The following is a 21,444-nucleotide window of genomic DNA, read 5'->3' on the forward strand; positions in this document are numbered from 1 at the left end:
GTCATTCACGACTACAAACCGGGGAAATTAAGTAATATTCATCAAGTTTATTAATTATTAAAACTCGAAGCCGATCAGGTAATTCATACGGTCGCCGTAGCCGTCATACCCCAATTTATTATTGAAGTAACGGTAAGAGACGGAGGCGGTCCATCGCGGCATAAATTTCCATGTAAACGTTACCGCGCCATTCAGGCCGGTCGTCCCACCCTGTTGTTCGGCGTAGGCATCATTACGATCCATTTCAACTTCGTTCCAGTTTGAAATGACGAACTTTTCATTAAACATATCGAAGTTATAAGCCGCGACCCAACCGAGAACATAACCGTTAAAGCCTGTCGCCTGTCCATACTTTTTAGAGGTATAATCGTTCGATAAGTTATGAACAGCAAAATAGGGCTTAATAAAGCCTGATGGGCTGGTTAAACCCAGATAACCTACCCCGTACATCATGTTTAATTCATCACCGAATTTATTCTCCATCGACATATAGAGTTTCATCATTGCGGTAAAGTTAGAGCCTTCTACTACCCTATAATGTCCCAGAAATTGGGTAACATGGTTACGGCCTTCTACCGGATGGTTGAGCACGTTCATTTCATAAAATGATGCAAATTCGCCCCTGTCAAACACGGCGCCGAAATCGGCTACCGCTTTCCACACTTCGCCGCGATCGACATTGACAAAGCCTTTATTCCAGTCGCCATATCCGAAGCTAAGTTTACCGTATACGCGTTTCAATTCCGCTGCCTGGCCATTAAAGCAAGAGAAAAGAACACATGCGGCGAGTAGACTATTAATATATTTCTTATTTTTCATGCTCAACTCCATGAGGTAAAAACACAGTGAAATGTTGTGTAAAGAAGCGAATTCTAAGGAGTGTCTTTTTATACGTAGGTGATAGATGTCTCAAAAATATCAGCGACATATAATCGTCAAATATTCGTGTCAGATAATGTTGTTTGTTGTGTGATAACTATTTGATTTATAGTTTATGTCTCTGTTGTAAAAGTCACACCGGATAGCATGAAATTAATGAAACTTCGAATGGGAATAATCTCTCGTAAAGACAACTTACTGCCAGTAAATTAGGGTGTTACCGTTGAAACAGCAACATATATTGACATCACAATAGCGGTTGTGACATATGGGCCATATTTGAGATCTGCATCACTCGTTCGCGATTTCTTTTTTTATAGACTGCTTCAGGCGTGTTTTCTTTAGCACGAAATATATTTATGGCATTAATATTATAATGAGTGTGAATAATTTTCTACGATAAAACGATGTTAATGGAAGAAATATAAGACAAATCGAATATATATAGTGCAATTAATTCAGGCTGTATTCCGCAGCCGGGTCTATCGGCAAATATATCGTAATCAGACCGTGCGATAACTCAAAGGAGTTGAAATGAAAAGAACAGTCGTTGCCAGTATGATAGGGTTGGCGCTATGCGCTGGAAGCGTATTATCAACCGCGCAAGCGGCAACCGCAAAGCGTCCTAACTTAGTCATTATTCTGGCGGATGATTTAGGGTATGGCGATCTCGCCACCTACGGGCACCGCATCGTTAAAACACCTAACATAGACAAATTGGCGCAGGAGGGGGTGAAGTTTACCGACTATTATGCGCCAGCGCCTCTGTGTTCTCCTTCCCGCGCGGGCCTGTTAACTGGTCGTATGCCGTTCCGTACCGGAATCCGTTCCTGGATACCGGAAGGCAAAGATGTTGCGCTGGGGCGTAATGAACTGACTATCGCCAATCTGCTAAAACAGCAGGGCTACGATACGGCGATGATGGGGAAATTACACCTGAATGCGGGCGGCGATCGCACCGATCAGCCGCAGGCGAAAGACATGGGCTTTGACTATACGTTGGTTAATCCGGCGGGATTTGTCACCGATGCTACGCTGGACAACGCCAAGGAGCGCCCGCGCTATGGCGTGGTGCATCCTACGGGGTGGATTCGTAATGGCCAACATATTGGCCGCGCAGATAAGATGAGCGGCGAGTTTGTGAGCTCTGAAGTGGTGAACTGGCTGGATAATAAAAAAGACGATAATCCGTTCTTCTTATATGTCGCCTTTACCGAAGTCCATAGCCCGCTGGCGTCGCCGAAAAAATACCTTGATATGTATTCGCAGTACATGACCGACTACCAGAAGCAGCATCCGGATCTGTTCTACGGCGACTGGGCAGACAAACCGTGGCGCGGCACTGGCGAATATTACGCCAATATCAGCTACATGGATGAGCAGGTCGGTAAAGTGCTGGATAAAATTAAGGCGATGGGCGAGGAAGATAACACCATCGTCATCTTTACCAGCGACAACGGCCCTGTCACGCGTGAAGCGCGTAAGGTATACGAGCTGAACCTGGCCGGGGAAACCGACGGTCTGCGCGGGCGTAAAGACAACCTGTGGGAAGGCGGCATTCGCGTACCGGCAATCATCAAATACGGCAAGCACATTCCACAGGGGATGGTAACGGACACGCCGGTATATGGTCTTGACTGGTTGCCGACGCTGGCCAACATGATGGACTTTAAACTTCCGACAGATCGTACCTACGACGGTCAGTCTTTAGTTCCGCTCCTGAAGGACAAGACGTTAAAACGCCAGAAACCGCTGATCTTCGGTATCGATATGCCGTTCCAGGATGATCCGACGGATGAGTGGGCGATCCGCGACGGCGACTGGAAGATGATCATCGATCGCCAGAATAAACCTAAATATCTCTATAACCTGAAAACCGATCGTTTCGAGACGCTCAATCAAATTGGTAAACAGCCGCAGATTGAGAAACAGCTTTACGGTAAGTTCCTGAAGTATAAAAAGGATATTGATAACGATTCGCTGATGAAAGCCCGTGGCGATAAGCCGACGCCTGTCACCTGGGGCTAATGGAATAATTATAAAAAATTAAGTATGCCACTTAGGGCGATGCCCACCTGATCCGGTCACTCTGTGCCGGATCAGGTTCTTTTATTTCAGGGAAGGTAATGATGTTTGGGAAAAGTTGTCAGGTCATGGTTAAACCAACCGGATCGGTGTGTAACCTTGACTGTAAGTACTGTTTTTATCTGGAGAAAGAAAAGCTCTATCCGGATCGAAAAAACCATTACAAAATGTCGGAAGAGACCCTCGAACTCTTCATCAGGCAGCAGATTGCCGCACAGGATATTGATGAGGTCATTTTTGCGTGGCAGGGCGGGGAACCCACATTAATGGGCATCCCGTTTTATCGTAAAGCCGTTGAATTTCAGCAGCGCTATTGTGGCGGCAAAACCATCGTCAATACCTTCCAGACCAACGGCATCCTGATCAACGACGACTGGGCGACCTTCTTCCGGGAGCATGATTTTCTGGTTGGCGTCTCTATTGATGGCGATGCCGCGTTACACGATGAATGGCGAGTGACGCGCTCCGGAAAGCCGACGCATGAAAAAGTAGAAAATGCGGTGCGTTGTCTGGCGCAGCACAACGTGGAATTTAATACCCTCACGGTGGTTAACCGTACCAATATGCACCATCCTGTTCAGGTCTATCGCTACCTGAAAAGCATTGGTAGCCGCTATATGCAATTTATCCCTTTAGTTGAACGATGCGGGGAAAATGGGCTGGCGCAGCCGCAGGATAAACATATCGCGATGACGCCGTGGTCGGTCGATAGCCTGCAATTTGGTCAGTTTCTGAATGCGGTATTTGATGTCTGGATCCGTGAGGATATCGGCGATATCGGCATCCAGCTATTTGAACAGACGCTGGCAGCCTGGTGCGGCCTGCCGCCGCAGGTTTGCGTTTTTGCTCCCACCTGCGGCAGCGCGTTTGCGATGGAAATGAACGGCGATGTTTATAACTGCGATCACTTCGTATATCCGCAATTTAAACTGGGGAATATCCACCAGAAGACGCTGCGTCAAATGAATCAGGGCGAACAAAATCGCCAGTTCGGCAGCGATAAACAGCATTCAATGGCGCAGGAGTGCCATCGCTGTCAATGGAAGTTCGCCTGCTATGGCGGCTGTCCGAAACATCGTTTTTTACCCTCCGCGTCAGGCGCAACCAATCATAACTATCTGTGTGCAGGTTATCAGGCTTTTTTCTCGCATACCGCGACGGCGATGAGTGCCATGCGAACCCTGTATGAAAAAGGCATCTCACCTGCAGAAATAAAGTCAATATTTGTTTGAAGGTGGTATTCGCAGGGAGTGAATATGTTTTCTCACATTAATGTCGATGCTTGCAAAACGCCAGGCTGCAAAAATCTGGGGATTCTGGGGAGTCCAGACTATCTACCGCAAGGGAAAAATGTTCTCTGTCGAGCGTGCGGTTTTTTGTTCCCCATTATCTCAGCCAGATCGCTTAATCTTTTTCGCCAGGCGGCGAATCAACCCTGGAAAGGTCTGGTGAAGTCCTGTCCGCATTGTGGCGGGACGTCGCTGAAAAAATATGGATTTTCCACTAAAGGTGAACGGCGTATGTATTGCCGCCAGTGTAATAAAACGTTCATCTCCTATACCGCTATCAGAAGCGACGCCAGACAAGAGAACCTTGCCACGTTGATTGGCGAAGGAGCGTCGCTAGTTGAAATACGCGCGGCGCTGGCGATAGACAGCACGGGTTTTAGCCGCGAATTACAAAAACTGTCCCGTCGCGCTAATCAAGCGGAACGCGATTTTGTGTTTCCCGCGTTTGACATCGCTATGAGCACGCGGGCGTTTCGTGTGAAATTTAACGGCGGCGACAGCAGCTTATACGTGTTGGTGACGGCGGAAGAAGAGAGCGGTAAGGTCGTCGCGATCTCAACGAATTACTCCGCCCAACCGGTGGAAGCGGATTATCAATATCATTCTGATTACGAAGAACGACTTCCGTCCGGCACGCTGGCGCATCTGGTGCAGCGAAAAGAGGCGCTGACCATGCGCCGCAATGTATTATTTGATGTGGATTACGGCCCCGCCATTTTATATAAAAACGATCCGGGGATGTTAGTAAAACCCGTATTACCTGCTTATCGACATTTTGAGTTGGTTCAGGCGTTGACGGATGAGCGCTCCCTGAATGTCCAGCATTATCTCGATCACGAATGCTTCATTCTGGGCGGCTGTATGATGGCGAATTTTAGCTATCTTCGTCAGGGTCGCTGCCATATTTCGTTTGTGCGTGAAAGAGGCGTTACGCCGCCCAAACGCGATCTCCCTCCGCGGTTGTTTTTGAGCGGCGGAATTCGCAACAACGTCTGGCGTACATTTTCCACACGGGATTATGCGATGGCAGTATGCAATCTTACAGGAAATAAAAAGGTGAGTTTGTTACGCCATGCGACGTTAAATAGCGCGACGGCGTTTATTCGCTATGTTCATAACCATCCCTTCCTGCCGCATCTTAACCGGATGTCTCCTGGCAATGTTGTTGCCGTACTGGATTACCTAAAATTTGAATATAACGCTTCACGTAACTGAATTGCTAAAATAAAAAGTGTGATGAGGTGTTGTTGCGGTATTTTATTCGGACGGCTTAAAAATCCAGAGTATTAATTTTCGTGGTCCCCATGAGGGGCGATGAGATTAATACACTGGAGATTTATCATGAATACGTTGACTGCAACGTCTGTTGTCCTTCCTGCGCCGCGTCCGGCGATTAATCAGGGTATCGATATCAATAATGAAATGGTGCTTAACCATACCGCTATTTATGAAAATTGCCTTGCGCAGGTCACGCAAGAGAATACGGTAGAAAATGCGCTGATGTTGTTAGACCCTTACGGCACGGCGCCTTTAAGCGCTTATGCCGGGGTCTGGAGTCTGGAATCAGCTGAGATCATAGTCACGGTCCAGGATGCGGCAAAAACGGCGATGCCGGTAGAACATCTTTACACCCTTACGCCAGGCGCAAATCTGTTGCCGGTTCTGGGGCTGGTAGCGGATACTGAAAACCGTATTGTCTTTTCTCAGGCAGATACGCCGCTTGCCGTCTATACGCTCACCACACAGCCATTACCGCCGGCAGATTCCGCGGAAGTCGTATTAGGTTTTCCGATTATCAACGTGACGCAACCTGCTACCGATGCGGACAAGATGGCGCCAGGGTTTTATTTTATTACGCATTTCGATCGCTATAATTACGCATTAGATCAGAATGGTCTGGTGCGCTGGTACGTTACTCAGGATTATCCGTCTTATAATTTTGTTCGAATTGATAATGGCCATTTCCTCACTACTTCAGAAGCGAAAAATACCTATCTGGATATGTATGAGTTCGACATGATGGGGCGTCTTCACACATTCTATAATCTCGATAATCAATTTCACCATTCTATCTGGCCGTGGGATAGCAATACCATTGTTGCGCCCTCTGAATATACCTCGGGTCGGCCCGACGATTTGAAAACCAATGAAGACGGCGTATCGGTTGTCGATCTGACTACCGGACTGGAGACGGCTTACTACGATATGGCGAAGGTGCTGGATACGACGCGGGTTTCCCGTCCTTCAGGTACGGCGCCGGGAGAAGACCCGACGGTTAAAGACTGGCTGCATATAAACCAGAGCTACGTGAATGAGACGAATCAGTTGTTAATTGCGTCCGGGCGTCATCAGAGCGCGGTGTTTGGCGTCGATCTGCAAACGCAAGCGCTACGCTTTATTTTGTCAACGCATGAAGACTGGGACGACGCTTATCAGCCTTATCTTTTAACCCCGGTCGACAGTGAAGGTGTGGCGCTTTATGACTTTAGCAAACAGGAGGATATCGACGCGGCCGACCGTGACTTTTGGACTTGGGGCCAGCATAACGTCGTTGAAATCGCCAATAATACGCCGGGTATAGTGGAGTTTATGGTATTTGATAACGGTAACTACCGTTCGCGTGATGACAGCAAAAGCCTGTTACCGCCGGATAACTACAGCCGCATTGTCCATTTCGTGGTGAATATGAATGAGATGACCGTTATGCGGCCATTTGAATACGGCAAGGAGCTGGGCGCGCGTGGCTACAGTAGCTGCGTTAGCGCGAAAGCGATCCAGCAGAATGGCAATATTGTGGTGCATTTTGCCGACTGCACGTTTGATGAAAATGGCCGCGCCATCTCTTGCCAGCCTGGCGAGAGCGATATTATCGATCCGCAGGCGGGCAGCGAGGCGATGGGGCTGCTAATTTTACAGGAGATTGCGCCTACGGAGAAAACCGTGCTTTTTGAAGCGACCATGACGTCAGGTTACTACAAAAACGCGGAAACGAACGGGGAAGGCTATCGCTACGATATTACCAGTTTCCGGGTGTATAAAATGGATCTGTACGCGTAGCGGTCTATCATCAATGACTGATTGCACTAAAAAAGTCCGGCGTAAGTCGGACTTCATTTCGTAAAAAACGAGCTATTCATCATATATAATCTAATTTTAACGATGAGTCAGGCGAGGTAAGATAGTAGATTCGAAGAATTCACCTGATTGAGAGAATAAAAAGTGAAACATCTGCACCGATTTTTTAGCAGCGATGCCTCTGGGGGCATCATTCTCATCATCGCCGCTGCGCTGGCTATGCTGATGGCCAATATGGGCGCGACCAGTGGATGGTATCATGATTTTCTGGAGACGCCGGTTCAGCTACGGGTTGGGGCGCTTGAAATCAACAAAAACATGCTGCTGTGGATCAACGATGCGCTGATGGCCGTGTTTTTCCTGTTGATTGGCCTGGAAGTTAAGCGCGAACTGATGCAAGGCTCGTTAGCCAGTCTGCGCCAGGCCGCTTTTCCGGTGATTGCCGCCATCGGCGGGATGATTGTACCGGCATTGCTCTATCTGGCCTTTAACTACTCCGATCCGGTCACTCGCGAGGGCTGGGCTATTCCTGCCGCGACGGATATCGCCTTTGCGCTGGGCGTGCTGGCGCTGTTGGGCAGTCGGGTTCCGCTGGCGCTGAAAATATTCCTGATGGCGCTGGCGATCATCGATGATCTCGGCGCCATCGTTATTATCGCACTGTTTTATACCAGCGATCTTTCTATCGTCTCGCTGGGCGTGGCGGCGTTCGCGATTGCCGTGCTGGCGCTGCTGAACCTGTGCGGCGTCAGACGGACAGGGGTATATATTCTGGTCGGGGCAGTGCTGTGGACGGCGGTACTGAAGTCCGGCGTTCACGCGACGCTGGCAGGCGTCATTGTCGGCTTCTTTATTCCGCTGAAAGAAAAACACGGTCGCTCGCCGGCCAAGCGTCTGGAGCATGTTCTGCACCCGTGGGTCGCGTACCTGATCCTGCCGCTCTTTGCTTTTGCGAATGCCGGCGTTTCTCTTCAGGGCGTCACGATTGACGGTCTGACCTCCATGCTGCCGTTGGGAATTATTGCCGGTCTGCTGATTGGTAAGCCGCTGGGGATTAGCCTGTTTTGCTGGCTGGCGCTGCGTTTCAAGCTGGCGCATCTGCCGCAGGGGACCACTTATCAGCAAATCATGGCGGTCGGCATTTTGTGTGGCATTGGCTTTACGATGTCCATCTTTATCGCCAGCCTGGCATTTGGCAATGTCGATCCGGAACTTATTAACTGGGCGAAATTGGGCATTTTGATTGGTTCATTGCTCTCCGCAGTGGTGGGGTATAGCTGGTTGCGCGCGCGTTTGAACGCGCCGGCATAATCAGTACGAAGGAAAGGGGGAGCGATGTATCGCTCCCTTGCGACATTGAACAGGGAGAGAAATGAGCATGTCTCATATTAACTACAACCATCTTTATTACTTCTGGCATGTCTATAAAGAAGGTTCTGTCGTGGGTGCCGCAGAGGCGCTTTTTCTGACGCCGCAAACCATTACTGGTCAAATTAAAGCCCTGGAAGAGCGTTTACAGGGGAAGCTATTTAAACGTAAGGGACGCGGTCTTGAACCCAGCGAACTGGGCGAGCTGGTTTTTCGCTATGCGGACAAAATGTTTACGCTAAGCCAGGAGATGCTGGATATCGTCAATTACCGCAAAGAATCAAACCTGTTGTTTGATGTCGGCGTCGCCGATGCTTTATCCAAGCGTCTGGTCAGCAGCGTTCTGGATGCGGCGGTGGTGGTAGACGAACCCATACATCTGCGTTGCTTCGAGTCGACGCACGAAATGTTGCTCGAACAGCTCAGCCAGCACAAGCTGGATATGATTATCTCCGACTGCCCGATAGATTCCACGCAGCAGGAGGGGCTATTCTCAGTCAAAATCGGCGAATGCAGCGTCAGTTTCTGGTGTACGAATCCGCTTCCTGAAAAAGCGTTCCCTGCCTGCCTGGAAGAGCGACGGTTGCTGGTGCCGGGACGGCGCTCAATGCTGGGGCGTAAATTGTTGAACTGGTTTAATTCGCAGGGGTTGCAGGTTGAGATCCTCGGTGAATTTGATGACGCGGCCTTAATGAAGGCGTTTGGCGCGACGCACGATGCGATTTTTGTGGCGCCGAGCCTTTATTCGCTGGATTTTTATGCCGATGAGTCGGTAATAGAGATTGGGCGCGTGGAGAATGTCATGGAAGAATATCATGCGATTTTTGCCGAGAGAATGATCCAGCATCCGGCGGTGCAGCGTATTTGCAATGCGGACTACTCGGCATTGTTTAAACTACAGTAGACGTACCTACCGTAATACTTCCGGCTGCGGAACTAGCCCGCAGCCGGAATCATTCTACAAGTTCAGTAGGCTACGGTACTGCCCACCTTCGCGGATAAACACCGGAATTCTGTTCAGTGGCGTAGCGTACTGCAGCGTCTGCCCTCCTGAATAGCTTTCACCGGTTGCAAGATCCGTCCATGTTTCCCCTTCCGGTAGCCAGATATCACGTTCGCGCATACCTTCATGCATGACGGGGGCGATCAGCAGGTCAGGACCAAAACAATACTGGTCGGTGATTGCCCAACTTGTTTCCTGTTCGGGGAATTCAAAGAACAGGGGGCGCATCACTGGCGTATTGTGCTTATGGGTTTCCTCCATCAGCGCTTTGATATAGGGCTTGAGTTTTTCTCGCAACGCCAGGCAACCTGTCAGTACCTCGCATACTTCCTCACCGTAGCTCCAGACCTCGTTCGGCGCACCTGTAGGGCACTGGGCGATACCATCCCGGTACGGTTGCGCGGGTAAAATTTGCGGATCGCGGTTGCCGTGCAGACGCATCACCGGACTAAAGACGCCCCACTGGAACCAGCGAATCAGCAATTCATGGAATTTCGGGTCGTGAATATTACCGCCATGGAAACCGCCGATATCCGTCGTCCACCACGGTATCCCCGCGATTCCCATATTGAGTCCGGCGGCAAACTGGTTGCGTAGCGATCTAAACGAGGAGTGAATATCCCCTGACCAGACCAGTGCGCCGAACTTCTGACTGCCGGCCCAGGCGCAGCGTAGCAGGTTGATAACCTGGTCTTCGCCATCGGCTTTCATGCCGTCAAAAAAGGTTTTAGCGTACATACGTGGGTAGATATTGCCCACTTCCAGTACCGGCCCGGCATGGTAGCGATAGTTGTCGTAGTCGTAAACGCTGAACTCAGGTTCGGCTTCATCTAACCAGAATAACTTCACGCCTTTATCGTAATAGTTGCGTTTGGCTTTGCCCCAGACGTAGTCGCGCGCGCCCGGATGAGTCGCATCAAAGTAAGTGGTATTGCCGAGGAAATCCATATTGATCGGCAAGCCACGTTCCGTTTGTACCAGCCAGCCGTTTTCGCGCATCTCCCGATAGCTTTCGGTACGGTTATCCACCGTCGGCCAGACGGAGACCATCAGCTCAATTCCCAGCGATTTCAGCTCGGCAATCATGGCATCAGGATCGGGCCAGTCGCGCGCATCGAACATCCAGTCACCCTGATTCGGCCAGTGAAAGAAGTCGATTACGATCACTGAGATAGGCAGATTGCGGCGCTTATATTCGCGGGCGACCTCCAGCAGCTCTTCCTGTGTACGATAACGGAGTTTGCACTGCCAGAAGCCCATGGCGTAGTCCGGCATCATCGGCGGCGTGCCGGTAGCCAGCGCGTAAGCCCGGCTAATTTCTGCCGGGGTATCGCCAGCCGTGATCCAGTAGTCTAACTGTTCGCTGACCTGCGCTTCCCATTCGGTAACGTTTTGGGCAAAGGTTACGCGTCCGACTGCCGGGTTGTTCCATAAAAATCCGTAGCCCAGACTGGAGAGCATAAACGGTACTGAGGCCTGGGAGTTACGTTGCGCCAGCTCAAGCACGCATCCTTTGAGATCCAGGTTGGCCTGTTGATACTGCCCCATGCCATAAATTTTTTCCCCTTCGGTGGCTTCGAAGCGGGCTTTCAGTGAATATTTCCCACCCTGAATAGGGCGGAACTCGCGTCCCTCAAGGTTGAGTGCGCTGACGTACTGGCCGTGAGATGATTCATCCTCGCCAATTTCGCCCCGCAGGCGCCAGAACTCCTGCAACAGGGGTTTGTGTGGATGGCGGTAAAATGTAACCTGTCCTTTTTGATTGACGATAGCGATAATTTTGCCGTTGGTCAGCGTTGCCTGGTGGTGCTCATAATCAATGTGGCACTGGCTTTCTGCGACTGGCTCAGTCAATGCCCAGTCTTCATTTCTCATTACCGGCAGATGACGGCCGCTGCGTACGCGCAGGCTGTTCTCGCCCCAGGGTTCAATCCATAAATAGCGATCGTTTTGCTGCCAGACCAGACGACGCGGGTCTTGTTGCATAAATGGCATGGTGGTGCCTCCCATATTCGAGGGTGAAGGTAAAGAACGTTATGAGTTGACGGTTTCCAGATCGTGGCGAATCTTCTCTTCCATCGCTTCGTATTTGCGAAAGAAAAGTAGTGGGATCGCTGCGAGCGCGAAGAGTAGGGCGGGTGCCCAGATAAAGGCCCAGATAATGCCCTCCAGACCCGCAGCACTCTGGGCATGGTTGGGGACATAGCCAAAACTGTTCATGATCCAGGCGGCGAAAGCGGTGCCGAGGCCACTACCCATCTTGATGCAGAAGGTACTGCCGAAGGCGATAAGAATGCCGGTAGCCTTAATACCGGTCTTCCAGGCGCCAAAATCAACGGCGAAGCCCAGCATGGCAAACGGCATTGAGCAGGCGATACCGCTGCCGATATTGCCGAGTATCCAGGCGGCGATGAGGAAAGTAATGTTGTCCGCTGCCAGCCACATCATGACGCCGCCAAACGTGGCGACCAGCAGACCGCCTACCCATATCCAGGTTTTAGCCAGGTATTTGCTAAAGAAGGGGATAGCGATGATAAACAGGATCTGAATCGTCGCCAGGCTGTTAATCAGCGGTACCAGATCTTTACGGTCGAGGTTGTAGGTCAGATAATAGACAATGGTCGTGTTGCGCTGCTGTAGGGCAATCCAGAAGATCAGATTAGCCAGCACCATCAGGATCCACGGCCAGTTACCTTTCATCGCCGCGAAACTTTTTTTCATCGGCAACTTAGGTTCATGCTGTATTTTATCCGTATCCATTTCACGAATGTTTTTAAACGCAAAGAGCGTTAGCGCGCAGGATATAATGGCAAACGTAATTGCCGTATAAATAAAACCAGCGTGATCATCACCGTTACCTAAAAAAGCGACTAACGGCAAGGCGGTCGCGTTCATTAATAAAACCCCAATTTGCCCACCGGTCATTCGCCAGGAATTTAAAACCAGTCTTTCCTTGGGAGATAAGGTCATCAGGGGTAATATTGCACTGAGTGGTGTATTAAGTCCGGTAAATAGAATGCTGGCAATCATATAAGATATTGCTGCATAGATGGCTTTTCCTGTCATACTGATATCAGGAGACCAAAATGACAGCGCGCTGAATACCGCAAAAGGCAGCGGTAACCATAAAAACCAGGGACGACATTTACCGTAGCGTGAACGCGTTTTATCGATGATGATCCCCCATATGGGGGCGTCTATGCCATCGATAATACGCGCCAGCAGCAGGATAACGCCTGCTACGGCAAGGCTAATGCCCGCAACGTCTGTGTAGAAATATAAAATGTACGTTGAACCGAAGCAGTACAGCAGATTACCCGCCACATCCAAAGAGCCGTAGCTAATACGCTGTAGTAAAGACAATGATGCTGACCCGGAAGGCTGGGTATCCTCAATGACAGAACTCATAATGATAACTCCGATATTGGTACGATACGCCCAGAAAAACAACCTCTACTTTCTAAGCAAGTTTTGAATATTATTTTTATGTCGTTTTTGAATTTAACCTCAGATTAAAATGAGTAAGTAAGGTGTACATGAAAAGTAGTTAACCCGACGGCATCAATCAATTATTAAATCTTACATCAGGATTGCGTTTATTAGTTTTTGAATGAGCGATGTTTTTATTTGCTAAGGTGGTCACAGTTTTTTCAGTAATGAAATAAGAAAAGGAAAACAGTGAAAGAAAATAACTTTCAAGTATTACGTGACTGAGGGAGGGGTAGCTGAAAAAATAGGCTGGTCAGGAAGAGCGTGAACGAGTGAGGTCAGAGCCAGCGGTTGTCGAGCAAAACGGCAGATAGCAGGCATAAAAAAACCCGCTTTACGCGGGTTTTTCTACAAAGCTGATAACAAGCAGGCGATTAAGCCAGTTTGTTGATCTGTGCAGTCAGGTTAGCTTTATGACGTGCAGCTTTGTTTTTGTGGATCAGACCTTTAGCAGCCTGACGGTCCACGATCGGTTGCATTTCGTTAAATGCTTTCAGTGCAGCAGCTTTGTCGCCAGCTTCGATAGCTGCGTATACTTTCTTGATGAAAGTACGCATCATAGAGCGACGGCTTGCGTTGTGCTTACGAGCCTTTTCAGACTGAACGGCGCGCTTCTTAGCTGATTTGATATTAGCCAAGGTCCAACTCCCAAATGTGTTCTATATGGACAATTCAAAGGCCGAGGAATATGCCCTTTTAGCCTTCTTTTGTCAATGGATTTGTGCAAATAAGCGCCGTTTAAATTGCAGCACTCGTTGCGTAGTGATGGCGCAGGATTCTACCAGCTTGCGTGCTGTGAATACAGCCTTTCCATGAGAAAAATTGCATTAAGCGGCGGGTTTTGGGGCGGAGTTTGCCGCATGGCGATGAAAAGCATCTTCTTTATGTTTCATCAGGGCAATAGTCGGTTAACCTTGACCGCTGTACAAGGTATACTCTTGCGATTTTCACTGTTTTGAGTCAGACATGAAGCTGATACGCGGCATACATAATCTCAGTCAGGCCCCGCATGGGTGTGTGCTGACCATTGGTAATTTCGACGGCGTACATCGGGGGCATCGCGCTCTACTGCAGGGTTTGCAGGAAGAAGGACGCAGACGCGGTCTGCCGGTGGTGGTCATGATTTTCGAACCGCAGCCGCTGGAGCTGTTCGCGACGGATAAAGCGCCCGCTCGCCTGACGCGCCTGCGTGAAAAACTGCATTACCTTGCGCAGTGCGGCGTGGACTATGTGCTGTGCGTGAAATTCGATCGCCGCTTTGCCGCTTTGACGGCGCAAACGTTTATCAGCGAACTGCTGGTGGAGCGACTTGGCGTGCAATTTCTTGCCGTCGGCGATGATTTCCGCTTTGGTGCTAGCCGTGCGGGCGATTTCTTGTTATTACAGAAGGCGGGGGCGGAGTATGGTTTTGCGGTTTCCAGCACCCAAACCTTTTGTGAAGGCGGCGTGCGTATCAGTAGTACCGCAGTGAGACAGGCGCTGGCGGAGGATAACCTGGCGCTTGCCGAAAGCCTGCTGGGACATCCCTTTACTATTTCCGGGCGTGTCGTTCATGGCGACGAGCTGGGACGTACCATTGGCTTCCCGACGGCGAACTTACCGCTGCGCCGTCAGGTCTCCCCGGTCAAAGGGGTCTATGCGGTGGAAGTCACCGGGCTTGGCGATAAGCCGTTACCCGGCGTAGCGAACATTGGCACTCGTCCAACGGTGGCTGGCGTGCGTCAACAACTGGAAGTGCATCTGCTGGACGTTGTAATGGACCTCTACGGTCGCCATATAGATGTAATACTGCGTAAAAAGATACGTAATGAGCAGCGATTTGCGTCGCTTGATGAGCTAAAAGCGCAAATCGCACGCGATGAGTTAACGGCCCGCAAGTTTTTTGGGCTAGCCGGGCAGGTGTAAGCCTGACGGTGTTTATCAAACCGAAATACGGAACCGAGAATCTGATGAGTGACTATAAATCGACCCTGAATTTGCCGGAAACAGGGTTCCCGATGCGCGGCGATCTCGCCAAGCGTGAACCGGGAATGCTGGCGCGTTGGACCGATGATGATCTGTACGGCATCATTCGTGCGGCCAAAAAAGGCAAAAAAACCTTCATTCTGCATGATGGCCCTCCATATGCGAATGGCAGCATTCATATTGGTCACTCAGTTAACAAGATTCTGAAAGACATTATCGTGAAGTCCAAAGGACTGTCGGGATTTGACTCGCCTTACGTGCCGGGCTGGGACTGTCACGGTCTGCCTATCGAGCTGAAAGTCGAGCAGGAGTTCGGTAAGCCGGGCGAGAAATTCACTGCCGCTGAATTCCGCGCCAAGTGCCGCGAATATGCCGCTACGCAGGTTGACGGCCAGCGTAAAGACTTCATTCGTCTGGGCGTGTTGGGCGACTGGTCGCATCCGTACCTGACCATGGACTTCAAAACCGAAGCCAACATCATCCGCGCGCTGGGCAGAATTATCAAAAACGGTCATCTGCACAAAGGCGCTAAGCCGGTGCACTGGTGCGTTGACTGCCGTTCCGCGCTGGCGGAAGCGGAAGTTGAATATTACGACAAAACGTCGCCGTCTATCGACGTGGCGTTCCGCGCCGTCGATCAGGATGCGGTGAAAGCGAAGTTTGGTTTGCCGGGCGTGAGCGGCCCTGTGTCGCTGGTTATCTGGACCACCACGCCGTGGACACTACCGGCTAACCGCGCCATCTCCCTGGCGCCGGACTTTGATTATGCGCTGGTGCAGATTGACGGCCAGGCGGTGATTCTGGCGAAAGATCTGGTTGAAAGCGTCATGCAGCGTATTGGCGCGGCTGAATACACCATTCTCGGCACCGTTAAAGGCGCGGAGCTGGAACTGCTGCGCTTTACCCATCCGTTTATGGGCTTTGACGTGCCGGCGATCCTCGGCGATCACGTCACCCTGGACGCAGGTACCGGCGCGGTACATACCGCCCCTGGCCACGGCCCGGATGACTACGTGATCGGTCAAAAGTATGGCCTGGAAACCGCTAACCCGGTTGGCCCGGACGGCGCTTACCTGCCAGGCACATATCCAACGCTTGACGGTGTTAACGTCTTCAAGGCGAACGATATCGTTATTGAACTGCTGAAAGAAAAAGGCGCGCTACTGCATGTCGAAAAAATGCAGCACAGCTATCCGTGCTGTTGGCGTCACAAAACGCCGATCATTTTCCGCGCGACCCCGCAGTGGTTCGTCAGCATGGATAAAGAAGGGCTTCGTCAACAGTCGCTGAAAGAGATCAAAGGCGTTCAGTGGATCCCGGACTGGGGTCAGGCGCGTATTGAATCAATGGTCGCTAATCGTCCTGACTGGTGTATCTCACGTCAGCGTACCTGGGGCGTACCGATGTCGCTGTTCGTGCATAAAGAAACGCAGGAGCTGCTGCCGATTGAGCGTACTCTGGCGGCGATGGAAGAGGTGGCGAAACGCGTCGAAGTTGACGGTATCCAGGCGTGGTGGGATCTCGACCCGAAAGAGATCCTCGGCGAAGATGCCGATCAATACGAGAAAGTTCCGGATACGTTGGACGTTTGGTTTGATTCCGGTTCCACCAGTTACTCCGTGGTTGACGCACGTCCGGAATTCGCCGGTCATGCTGCCGATATGTATCTGGAAGGCTCTGACCAGCATCGCGGCTGGTTTATGTCCTCCCTGATGATTAGCGTGGCGATGAAAGGCAAAGCGCCATACCGCCAGGTACTGACTCACGGCTTCACCGTCGATGGTCAAGGGCGCAAGATGTCCAAGTCCATCGGTAACACCGTGTCGCCGCAGGATGTGATGAATAAACTGGGCGCGGATATCCTGCGTCTGTGGGTAGCGTCTACTGACTATACCGGCGAAATGGCGGTCTCTGACGAGATCCTGAAACGTGCTGCCGACAGCTATCGTCGTATCCGTAATACCGCGCGCTTCCTGCTGGCGAACCTCAATGGCTTCAATCCGGCCACCGATATGGTCAAACCGGAAGAGATGGTGGTGCTGGACAGGTGGGCGGTGGGCTGCGCGAAAACGGCGCAGCAAGAGATTCTGAAGGCATACGAAGCTTACGACTTCCATGAGGTGGTACAGCGCCTGATGCGCTTCTGCTCCGTTGAAATGGGCTCGTTCTACCTCGACATCATCAAAGACCGCCAGTACACCGCGAAGGCCGATAGCGTCGCGCGTCGTAGCTGCCAGACTGCGCTGTATCATATCGCAGAAGCACTGGTTCGCTGGATGGCGCCGATCATGTCCTTCACGGCTGATGAAATCTGGGGCTACCTGCCGGGCGAGCGTGAAAAATATGTCTTCACCGGCGAATGGTACGACGGGTTGTTTGGCCTGGAAGAGAATGAAGAATTTAATGACGCATTCTGGGACGATGTCCGCTATATCAAGGACCAGGTCAACAAAGAGCTGGAAAATCAGAAAGCCAATGGCATCAAATCGAACCTGGAAGCAAAAGTGACGCTGAAATATGCTGACGATGCTAACGGTACGATCAAGAAGCTGAAACTGTTGGGTGAAGAGGTCAGATTTATCTTCATTACTTCCCAGTTCGTGATTTCTGAGCAAGCGGGGGGTATTGATGATGAAAATATTCAGTACAATGCTGGTAATACGACAGTTCAGGCAGTGGTAACGCGTGCCGAGGGTGATAAGTGTCCGCGCTGCTGGCACTACACTACTGATGTCGGCAAGGTGGCGGAACATGCAGATATCTGCGGACGCTGTGTCAGCAACATCGCCGGTAATGGCGAACAACGTAAATTTGCCTGATGAGTAAACCACTCTGTTCAACAGGACTACGCTGGCTATGGCTGGTAGTAGTCGTGCTGATTATCGATTTGGGCAGCAAATACCTGATCCTCCAGAATTTCGCTCTGGGGGATACGGTAGGGCTGTTCCCGTCGCTTAATCTGCATTATGCGCGTAACTACGGCGCGGCTTTTAGCTTCCTGGCGGATAGCGGCGGCTGGCAGCGCTGGTTCTTTGCCGGGATTGCGATAGGTATCTGCGTAATTCTTTTGGTGATGATGTATCGCTCGAAAGCAACGCAGAAGCTGAATAACATCGCTTATGCGTTAATCATCGGCGGCGCGCTGGGTAACCTGTTCGACCGCCTGTGGCACGGCTTTGTTGTCGATATGATCGATTTTTACGTCGGCGACTGGCATTTCGCGACGTTCAACCTTGCCGATAGCGCGATCTGTATCGGCGCGGCGCTGATTGTACTGGAAGGCTTTTTGCCGAAGCCGACAGCGAAAGAACAGGCATAAGCGTAAATACCGGATGGCGCTTATCCGGTTTTGTAGGCCTGATAAGCGCAGCGCCATCAGGCAAACGTGGTGCCGGATGGCGGTGAAAACGCCTTATCCGGCCTACGGTTTTATCGTTCTTTATGCCTCCGGGCAAAACACGTGAGCAATTTGCATGTCTAAATCCGTACAGAGCAACAGCGCGATCCTCGTTCACTTCACCCTGAAACTGGATGATGGCTCAACGGCGGAATCTACCCGCAATAACGGCAAGCCAGCCCTGTTCCGTCTTGGCGATACCTCGCTTTCCGAAGGTCTGGAGCAGCAGCTTCTGGGGTTGAAAGAAGGGGAAAAGAAAGCGTTTTCGCTGGAGCCTGACGCCGCGTTTGGCGTCCCCAGTCCGGACTTAATCCAGTATTTCTCGCGCCGTGAGTTTATGGCGGCGGGCGAACCGGAAGTCGGGGCGATTATGCTTTTTACCGCAATGGATGGCAGCGAAATGCCTGGCGTGATTCGCGAAATCAACGGCGACTCGATTACCGTTGATTTTAACCATCCGCTGGCCGGGCATACCGTTCACTTTGATATTGAAGTGCTGGAAATCGATCCGGCGCTGGAGGCATAAACATGCAGATCCTGTTGGCCAACCCACGCGGTTTTTGCGCCGGGGTAGACCGCGCTATCAGCATTGTTGAAAATGCGCTCGCTATTTACGGCGCGCCAATTTACGTTCGGCACGAAGTCGTGCATAACCGCTATGTAGTGGACAGCCTGCGCCAGCGCGGGGCGATCTTTATAGAGCAAATTAGCGAAGTGCCGGATGGCGCCATTCTGATTTTCTCCGCTCATGGGGTTTCCCAGGCGGTGCGTAACGAGGCGAAAAGCCGCGATCTTACCGTTTTTGACGCCACCTGCCCGCTGGTGACGAAAGTCCATATGGAAGTGGCGCGCGCCAGCCGTCGCGGTGAGGAATCTATTCTCATCGGCCACGCCGGGCACCCGGAAGTGGAAGGCACCATGGGTCAGTACAGCAACCCGGAAGGGGGGATGTACCTGGTTGAGTCGCCAGAGGACGTCTGGACGCTGAATGTCAAAAATGAAGGCAAGCTCTCCTTCATGACGCAAACCACGCTTTCCGTGGACGATACGTCCGATGTGATTGATGCGCTGCGTAAACGCTTTCCGAAAATCGTCGGCCCGCGCAAAGACGATATTTGCTATGCCACTACTAATCGTCAGGAAGCGGTGCGGGCGCTGGCCGAGCAGGCTGACGTGGTGCTGGTGGTCGGCTCGAAAAACTCTTCTAACTCTAACCGGCTGGCGGAACTGGCCCAACGGATGGGAAGAACCGCGTTTCTTATCGACGATGCGGCGGATATCCAGGAGGCGTGGGTGAAAGAAGCCGCCTGCGTCGGCGTCACCGCTGGCGCTTCCGCGCCGGATATTCTGGTGCAGAATGTTATTGCGCGTCTGCGCGAGTTTGGCGGCGGCGAAGCTGTCACGCTTGAGGGGCGCGAAGAAAATATTGTTTTCGAAGTGCCGAAAGAGCTGCGTGTGGATGTTCGTGAGGTCGAATAAGATTTCATAATTCAGAAATCTGCCTGATGACGCTACGTTGACCAGATCTTAAGAATTTCTTTTGATATTCAATGTGCGACAGGAAGAATAAGGCGTAGTCGTCATCCGTTGCTAATGCCCCACCTTTTTGCTATTCATCTGAAAAACCAGCACAATCGTTGCTGGTTTTTTAGTTGTAATGCCTACAGGGATAAGGGAAATGGGCAAAATAAAATATGGATTGCCAACGTTACTCGCCATCGGCTTTTGGATGGACGCGGCAAGCGCTACGGTGCTGGAGCTACCCGCCTGGGAGCGAAACTATACCGGAACTATCGCGGGGAAACCGGTAAACGTTAATATCACGCGATTTGGTAACACGCTTTATGGGTATTACTGTTATGAACCTTGCAATCAGCACAAGGCAGCGATTGTTCTACGCGGCTCACTCCAGGATAAAAGGGTACATCTTGAAGAACGCGTAAAGGCGCTTTCGGGTTACTGGAATGCGGAAATCTCCAGCAGTGAGATTAAAGGCGAATGGACGTCCGCAGATAAAAAACGACATTTTCCTGTTGCCCTTATCTACCTCAAACCTAAAAACTCCCCTGATATTGTGCTGGTCACGAACACGAATGATGCAGGGGGTTACGACCCTTCCAAAGAGATTGATTGCGGCAATACGCCGGCCATTTCGGCGATAAAATTATACCGTGATGGTAAACTCATACAGACCTTAGATACCGCCTCGGTGGGCACTTGTAGCCCGTTTATGCCTCAATGGGGGGATGTCAATTTTGATGGCTACCCGGATCTGTCGATTGTAACAGAGTTACTTGCTGGGCCGGATGCTCCAGTACAAACATGGCTCTATGACCCCGCCAAACAGCGTTATGTTGATGCGCCAGCGTCTTATCAGGAAATCACTTCACCAGAGATCGATGCTGAACATAAACAGATTGTCAGCTATTGGCGCGGCGGTTGCTGCAGCCATGGCGTCAATGTGTATCGCTGGAAAGGAAAAACGATTGAACTGATCGATCGCGGTGAAAGCTACTTTCAGCCTGTGATAAGCAAAGGCAAAATGTATAACTGCTACATGACACCTTCCTACGCTGATGGGCGTATTATTTATCCGCTAGTACGTAAAAATGGTCATTTGACGCCGCCTCTTAGCCTTGATGGGACGTGTCAACCTTTTTGGCTAATCGGTAATGTTCGTACCGTGATTCAGGCAGAAAAACCCGGCGCTGAGCCCGAATCGCTTGAGATTCAGTGGCAGGAAAACAAAGCATCGCCAGGGCGTTTTTGCCCATTAGTTCCGTTTATCGAAGGTGATAAGCTAAGTCCGCGTCTGGTGACGGATGACGATGTGCCTGATACCTGTATCAGTCGCGCTGAGTATGAAGATATAAAACAATAGGTCAGGAGAGCGT

Annotated in this window: 17 protein-coding genes; 13 read left to right on the forward strand and 4 right to left on the reverse strand. The window is 50.9% G+C overall.

The window, feature by feature from the left end; all coding sequences use genetic code 11:
* Positions 1–57: 57 nt before the first annotated feature.
* Positions 58–819 (reverse strand): outer membrane protein OmpK, encoded by a 762-nt coding sequence (locus tag ACH0WD_RS10100; protein WP_000791534.1) that lies wholly within the window; start codon positions 817–819, stop codon positions 58–60.
* A gap of 594 nt (positions 820–1,413) precedes the next feature.
* Between ACH0WD_RS10100 and ACH0WD_RS10105 the strand changes: the two genes are divergently transcribed.
* The 6 genes from ACH0WD_RS10105 (at position 1,414) to nhaR (ending at position 9,600) form a co-directional block, all read left to right on the forward strand.
* Positions 1,414–2,907: a sulfatase gene (locus ACH0WD_RS10105; RefSeq protein ID WP_000831886.1), complete on the forward strand. Its 1,494-nt coding sequence runs from the start codon at positions 1,414–1,416 to the stop codon at positions 2,905–2,907.
* A 98-nt stretch (positions 2,908–3,005) separates the two neighbouring features.
* Entirely contained in the window at positions 3,006–4,196 is a 1,191-nt protein-coding gene (locus tag ACH0WD_RS10110) for an anaerobic sulfatase maturase (RefSeq protein WP_000971153.1), read from the forward strand.
* Between the two features lie 18 nt (positions 4,197–4,214).
* Complete coding sequence (locus ACH0WD_RS10115; RefSeq protein ID WP_001055829.1) at positions 4,215–5,468, forward strand: hypothetical protein; 1,254 nt, start codon at positions 4,215–4,217, stop codon at positions 5,466–5,468.
* Positions 5,469–5,594: 126 nt separating this feature from the next.
* Positions 5,595–7,310 (forward strand): aryl-sulfate sulfotransferase, encoded by a 1,716-nt coding sequence (locus ACH0WD_RS10120; RefSeq protein ID WP_001094809.1) that lies wholly within the window; start codon positions 5,595–5,597, stop codon positions 7,308–7,310.
* Positions 7,311–7,472: 162 nt separating this feature from the next.
* Positions 7,473–8,639 carry a Na+/H+ antiporter NhaA gene (gene nhaA, locus ACH0WD_RS10125; RefSeq protein ID WP_000681340.1) on the forward strand — a complete coding sequence of 389 codons (1,167 nt, stop codon included), beginning with the start codon at positions 7,473–7,475 and terminating at the stop codon, positions 8,637–8,639.
* Between the two features lie 61 nt (positions 8,640–8,700).
* Positions 8,701–9,600, forward strand: a complete 900-nt coding sequence (gene nhaR / locus ACH0WD_RS10130; RefSeq protein ID WP_000062872.1) for a transcriptional activator NhaR — start codon at positions 8,701–8,703, stop codon at positions 9,598–9,600.
* Positions 9,601–9,654: 54 nt separating this feature from the next.
* Here the strand turns inward: nhaR and ACH0WD_RS10135 are convergent, their stop codons facing one another.
* The 3 genes from ACH0WD_RS10135 to rpsT all read right to left on the reverse strand — a co-directional run bounded on the left by ACH0WD_RS10135 (position 9,655) and on the right by rpsT (position 13,826).
* Entirely contained in the window at positions 9,655–11,694 is a 2,040-nt protein-coding gene (locus ACH0WD_RS10135) for a TIM-barrel domain-containing protein (RefSeq protein WP_001116447.1), read from the reverse strand.
* A 39-nt stretch (positions 11,695–11,733) separates the two neighbouring features.
* Positions 11,734–13,107, reverse strand: a complete 1,374-nt coding sequence (locus ACH0WD_RS10140; protein ID WP_000099989.1) for an MFS transporter — start codon at positions 13,105–13,107, stop codon at positions 11,734–11,736.
* 455 nt (positions 13,108–13,562) lie between these two features.
* Positions 13,563–13,826 (reverse strand): 30S ribosomal protein S20, encoded by a 264-nt coding sequence (gene rpsT / locus ACH0WD_RS10145; RefSeq protein WP_001518655.1) that lies wholly within the window; start codon positions 13,824–13,826, stop codon positions 13,563–13,565.
* Positions 13,827–13,931: 105 nt separating this feature from the next.
* On the opposite strand from rpsT, the gene ACH0WD_RS10150 reads away from it, so the two are divergent.
* The 7 genes from ACH0WD_RS10150 to ACH0WD_RS10180 all read left to right on the forward strand — a co-directional run bounded on the left by ACH0WD_RS10150 (position 13,932) and on the right by ACH0WD_RS10180 (position 21,431).
* Positions 13,932–14,147 carry a DUF2575 family protein gene (locus tag ACH0WD_RS10150; RefSeq protein ID WP_001726890.1) on the forward strand — a complete coding sequence of 72 codons (216 nt, stop codon included), beginning with the start codon at positions 13,932–13,934 and terminating at the stop codon, positions 14,145–14,147.
* A gap of 7 nt (positions 14,148–14,154) precedes the next feature.
* Positions 14,155–15,093 carry a bifunctional riboflavin kinase/FAD synthetase gene (gene ribF, locus ACH0WD_RS10155; protein ID WP_000767311.1) on the forward strand — a complete coding sequence of 313 codons (939 nt, stop codon included), beginning with the start codon at positions 14,155–14,157 and terminating at the stop codon, positions 15,091–15,093.
* Positions 15,094–15,137: 44 nt separating this feature from the next.
* Complete coding sequence (ileS, locus tag ACH0WD_RS10160) at positions 15,138–17,972, forward strand: isoleucine--tRNA ligase (protein ID WP_001674865.1); 2,835 nt, start codon at positions 15,138–15,140, stop codon at positions 17,970–17,972.
* Positions 17,972–18,472: a signal peptidase II gene (lspA, locus tag ACH0WD_RS10165; protein ID WP_000042736.1), complete on the forward strand. Its 501-nt coding sequence runs from the start codon at positions 17,972–17,974 to the stop codon at positions 18,470–18,472. The genes ileS and lspA overlap by 1 nt, the downstream gene beginning before the upstream one ends.
* A gap of 154 nt (positions 18,473–18,626) precedes the next feature.
* A complete protein-coding gene (gene fkpB, locus ACH0WD_RS10170) occupies positions 18,627–19,076 on the forward strand; it encodes an FKBP-type peptidyl-prolyl cis-trans isomerase (RefSeq protein WP_000047269.1) in 450 nt (149 codons plus the stop codon).
* Between the two features lie 2 nt (positions 19,077–19,078).
* Entirely contained in the window at positions 19,079–20,029 is a 951-nt protein-coding gene (ispH, locus tag ACH0WD_RS10175) for a 4-hydroxy-3-methylbut-2-enyl diphosphate reductase (RefSeq protein WP_001166428.1), read from the forward strand.
* Between the two features lie 199 nt (positions 20,030–20,228).
* Positions 20,229–21,431 (forward strand): XAC2610-related protein, encoded by a 1,203-nt coding sequence (locus ACH0WD_RS10180; protein ID WP_000516319.1) that lies wholly within the window; start codon positions 20,229–20,231, stop codon positions 21,429–21,431.
* Positions 21,432–21,444 lie beyond the last annotated feature (13 nt).

This window comes from Salmonella sp. 2020_1395 (assembly GCF_043848115.1).
Taxonomy (GTDB): Bacteria; Pseudomonadota; Gammaproteobacteria; order Enterobacterales; family Enterobacteriaceae; genus Salmonella; species Salmonella enterica.

What these genes read in the sequence shown, in the direction of transcription:
- ACH0WD_RS10135 (WP_001116447.1), bottom strand. Translation starts at nt 11,694, where the DNA reads ATGCCATTTATGCAACAAGACCCGCGTCGTCTGGTCTGGCAGCAAAAC.
- ACH0WD_RS10120 (WP_001094809.1), top strand. Translation starts at nt 5,595, where the DNA reads ATGAATACGTTGACTGCAACGTCTGTTGTCCTTCCTGCGCCGCGTCCG.
- ACH0WD_RS10140 (WP_000099989.1), bottom strand. Translation starts at nt 13,107, where the DNA reads ATGAGTTCTGTCATTGAGGATACCCAGCCTTCCGGGTCAGCATCATTG.
- ribF (WP_000767311.1), top strand. Translation starts at nt 14,155, where the DNA reads ATGAAGCTGATACGCGGCATACATAATCTCAGTCAGGCCCCGCATGGG.
- nhaR (WP_000062872.1), top strand. Translation starts at nt 8,701, where the DNA reads ATGAGCATGTCTCATATTAACTACAACCATCTTTATTACTTCTGGCAT.
- ACH0WD_RS10105 (WP_000831886.1), top strand. Translation starts at nt 1,414, where the DNA reads ATGAAAAGAACAGTCGTTGCCAGTATGATAGGGTTGGCGCTATGCGCT.
- ACH0WD_RS10100 (WP_000791534.1), bottom strand. Translation starts at nt 819, where the DNA reads ATGAAAAATAAGAAATATATTAATAGTCTACTCGCCGCATGTGTTCTT.
- lspA (WP_000042736.1), top strand. Translation starts at nt 17,972, where the DNA reads ATGAGTAAACCACTCTGTTCAACAGGACTACGCTGGCTATGGCTGGTA.
- ileS (WP_001674865.1), top strand. Translation starts at nt 15,138, where the DNA reads ATGAGTGACTATAAATCGACCCTGAATTTGCCGGAAACAGGGTTCCCG.
- ACH0WD_RS10180 (WP_000516319.1), top strand. Translation starts at nt 20,229, where the DNA reads ATGGGCAAAATAAAATATGGATTGCCAACGTTACTCGCCATCGGCTTT.
- ACH0WD_RS10110 (WP_000971153.1), top strand. Translation starts at nt 3,006, where the DNA reads ATGATGTTTGGGAAAAGTTGTCAGGTCATGGTTAAACCAACCGGATCG.
- ispH (WP_001166428.1), top strand. Translation starts at nt 19,079, where the DNA reads ATGCAGATCCTGTTGGCCAACCCACGCGGTTTTTGCGCCGGGGTAGAC.
- fkpB (WP_000047269.1), top strand. Translation starts at nt 18,627, where the DNA reads ATGTCTAAATCCGTACAGAGCAACAGCGCGATCCTCGTTCACTTCACC.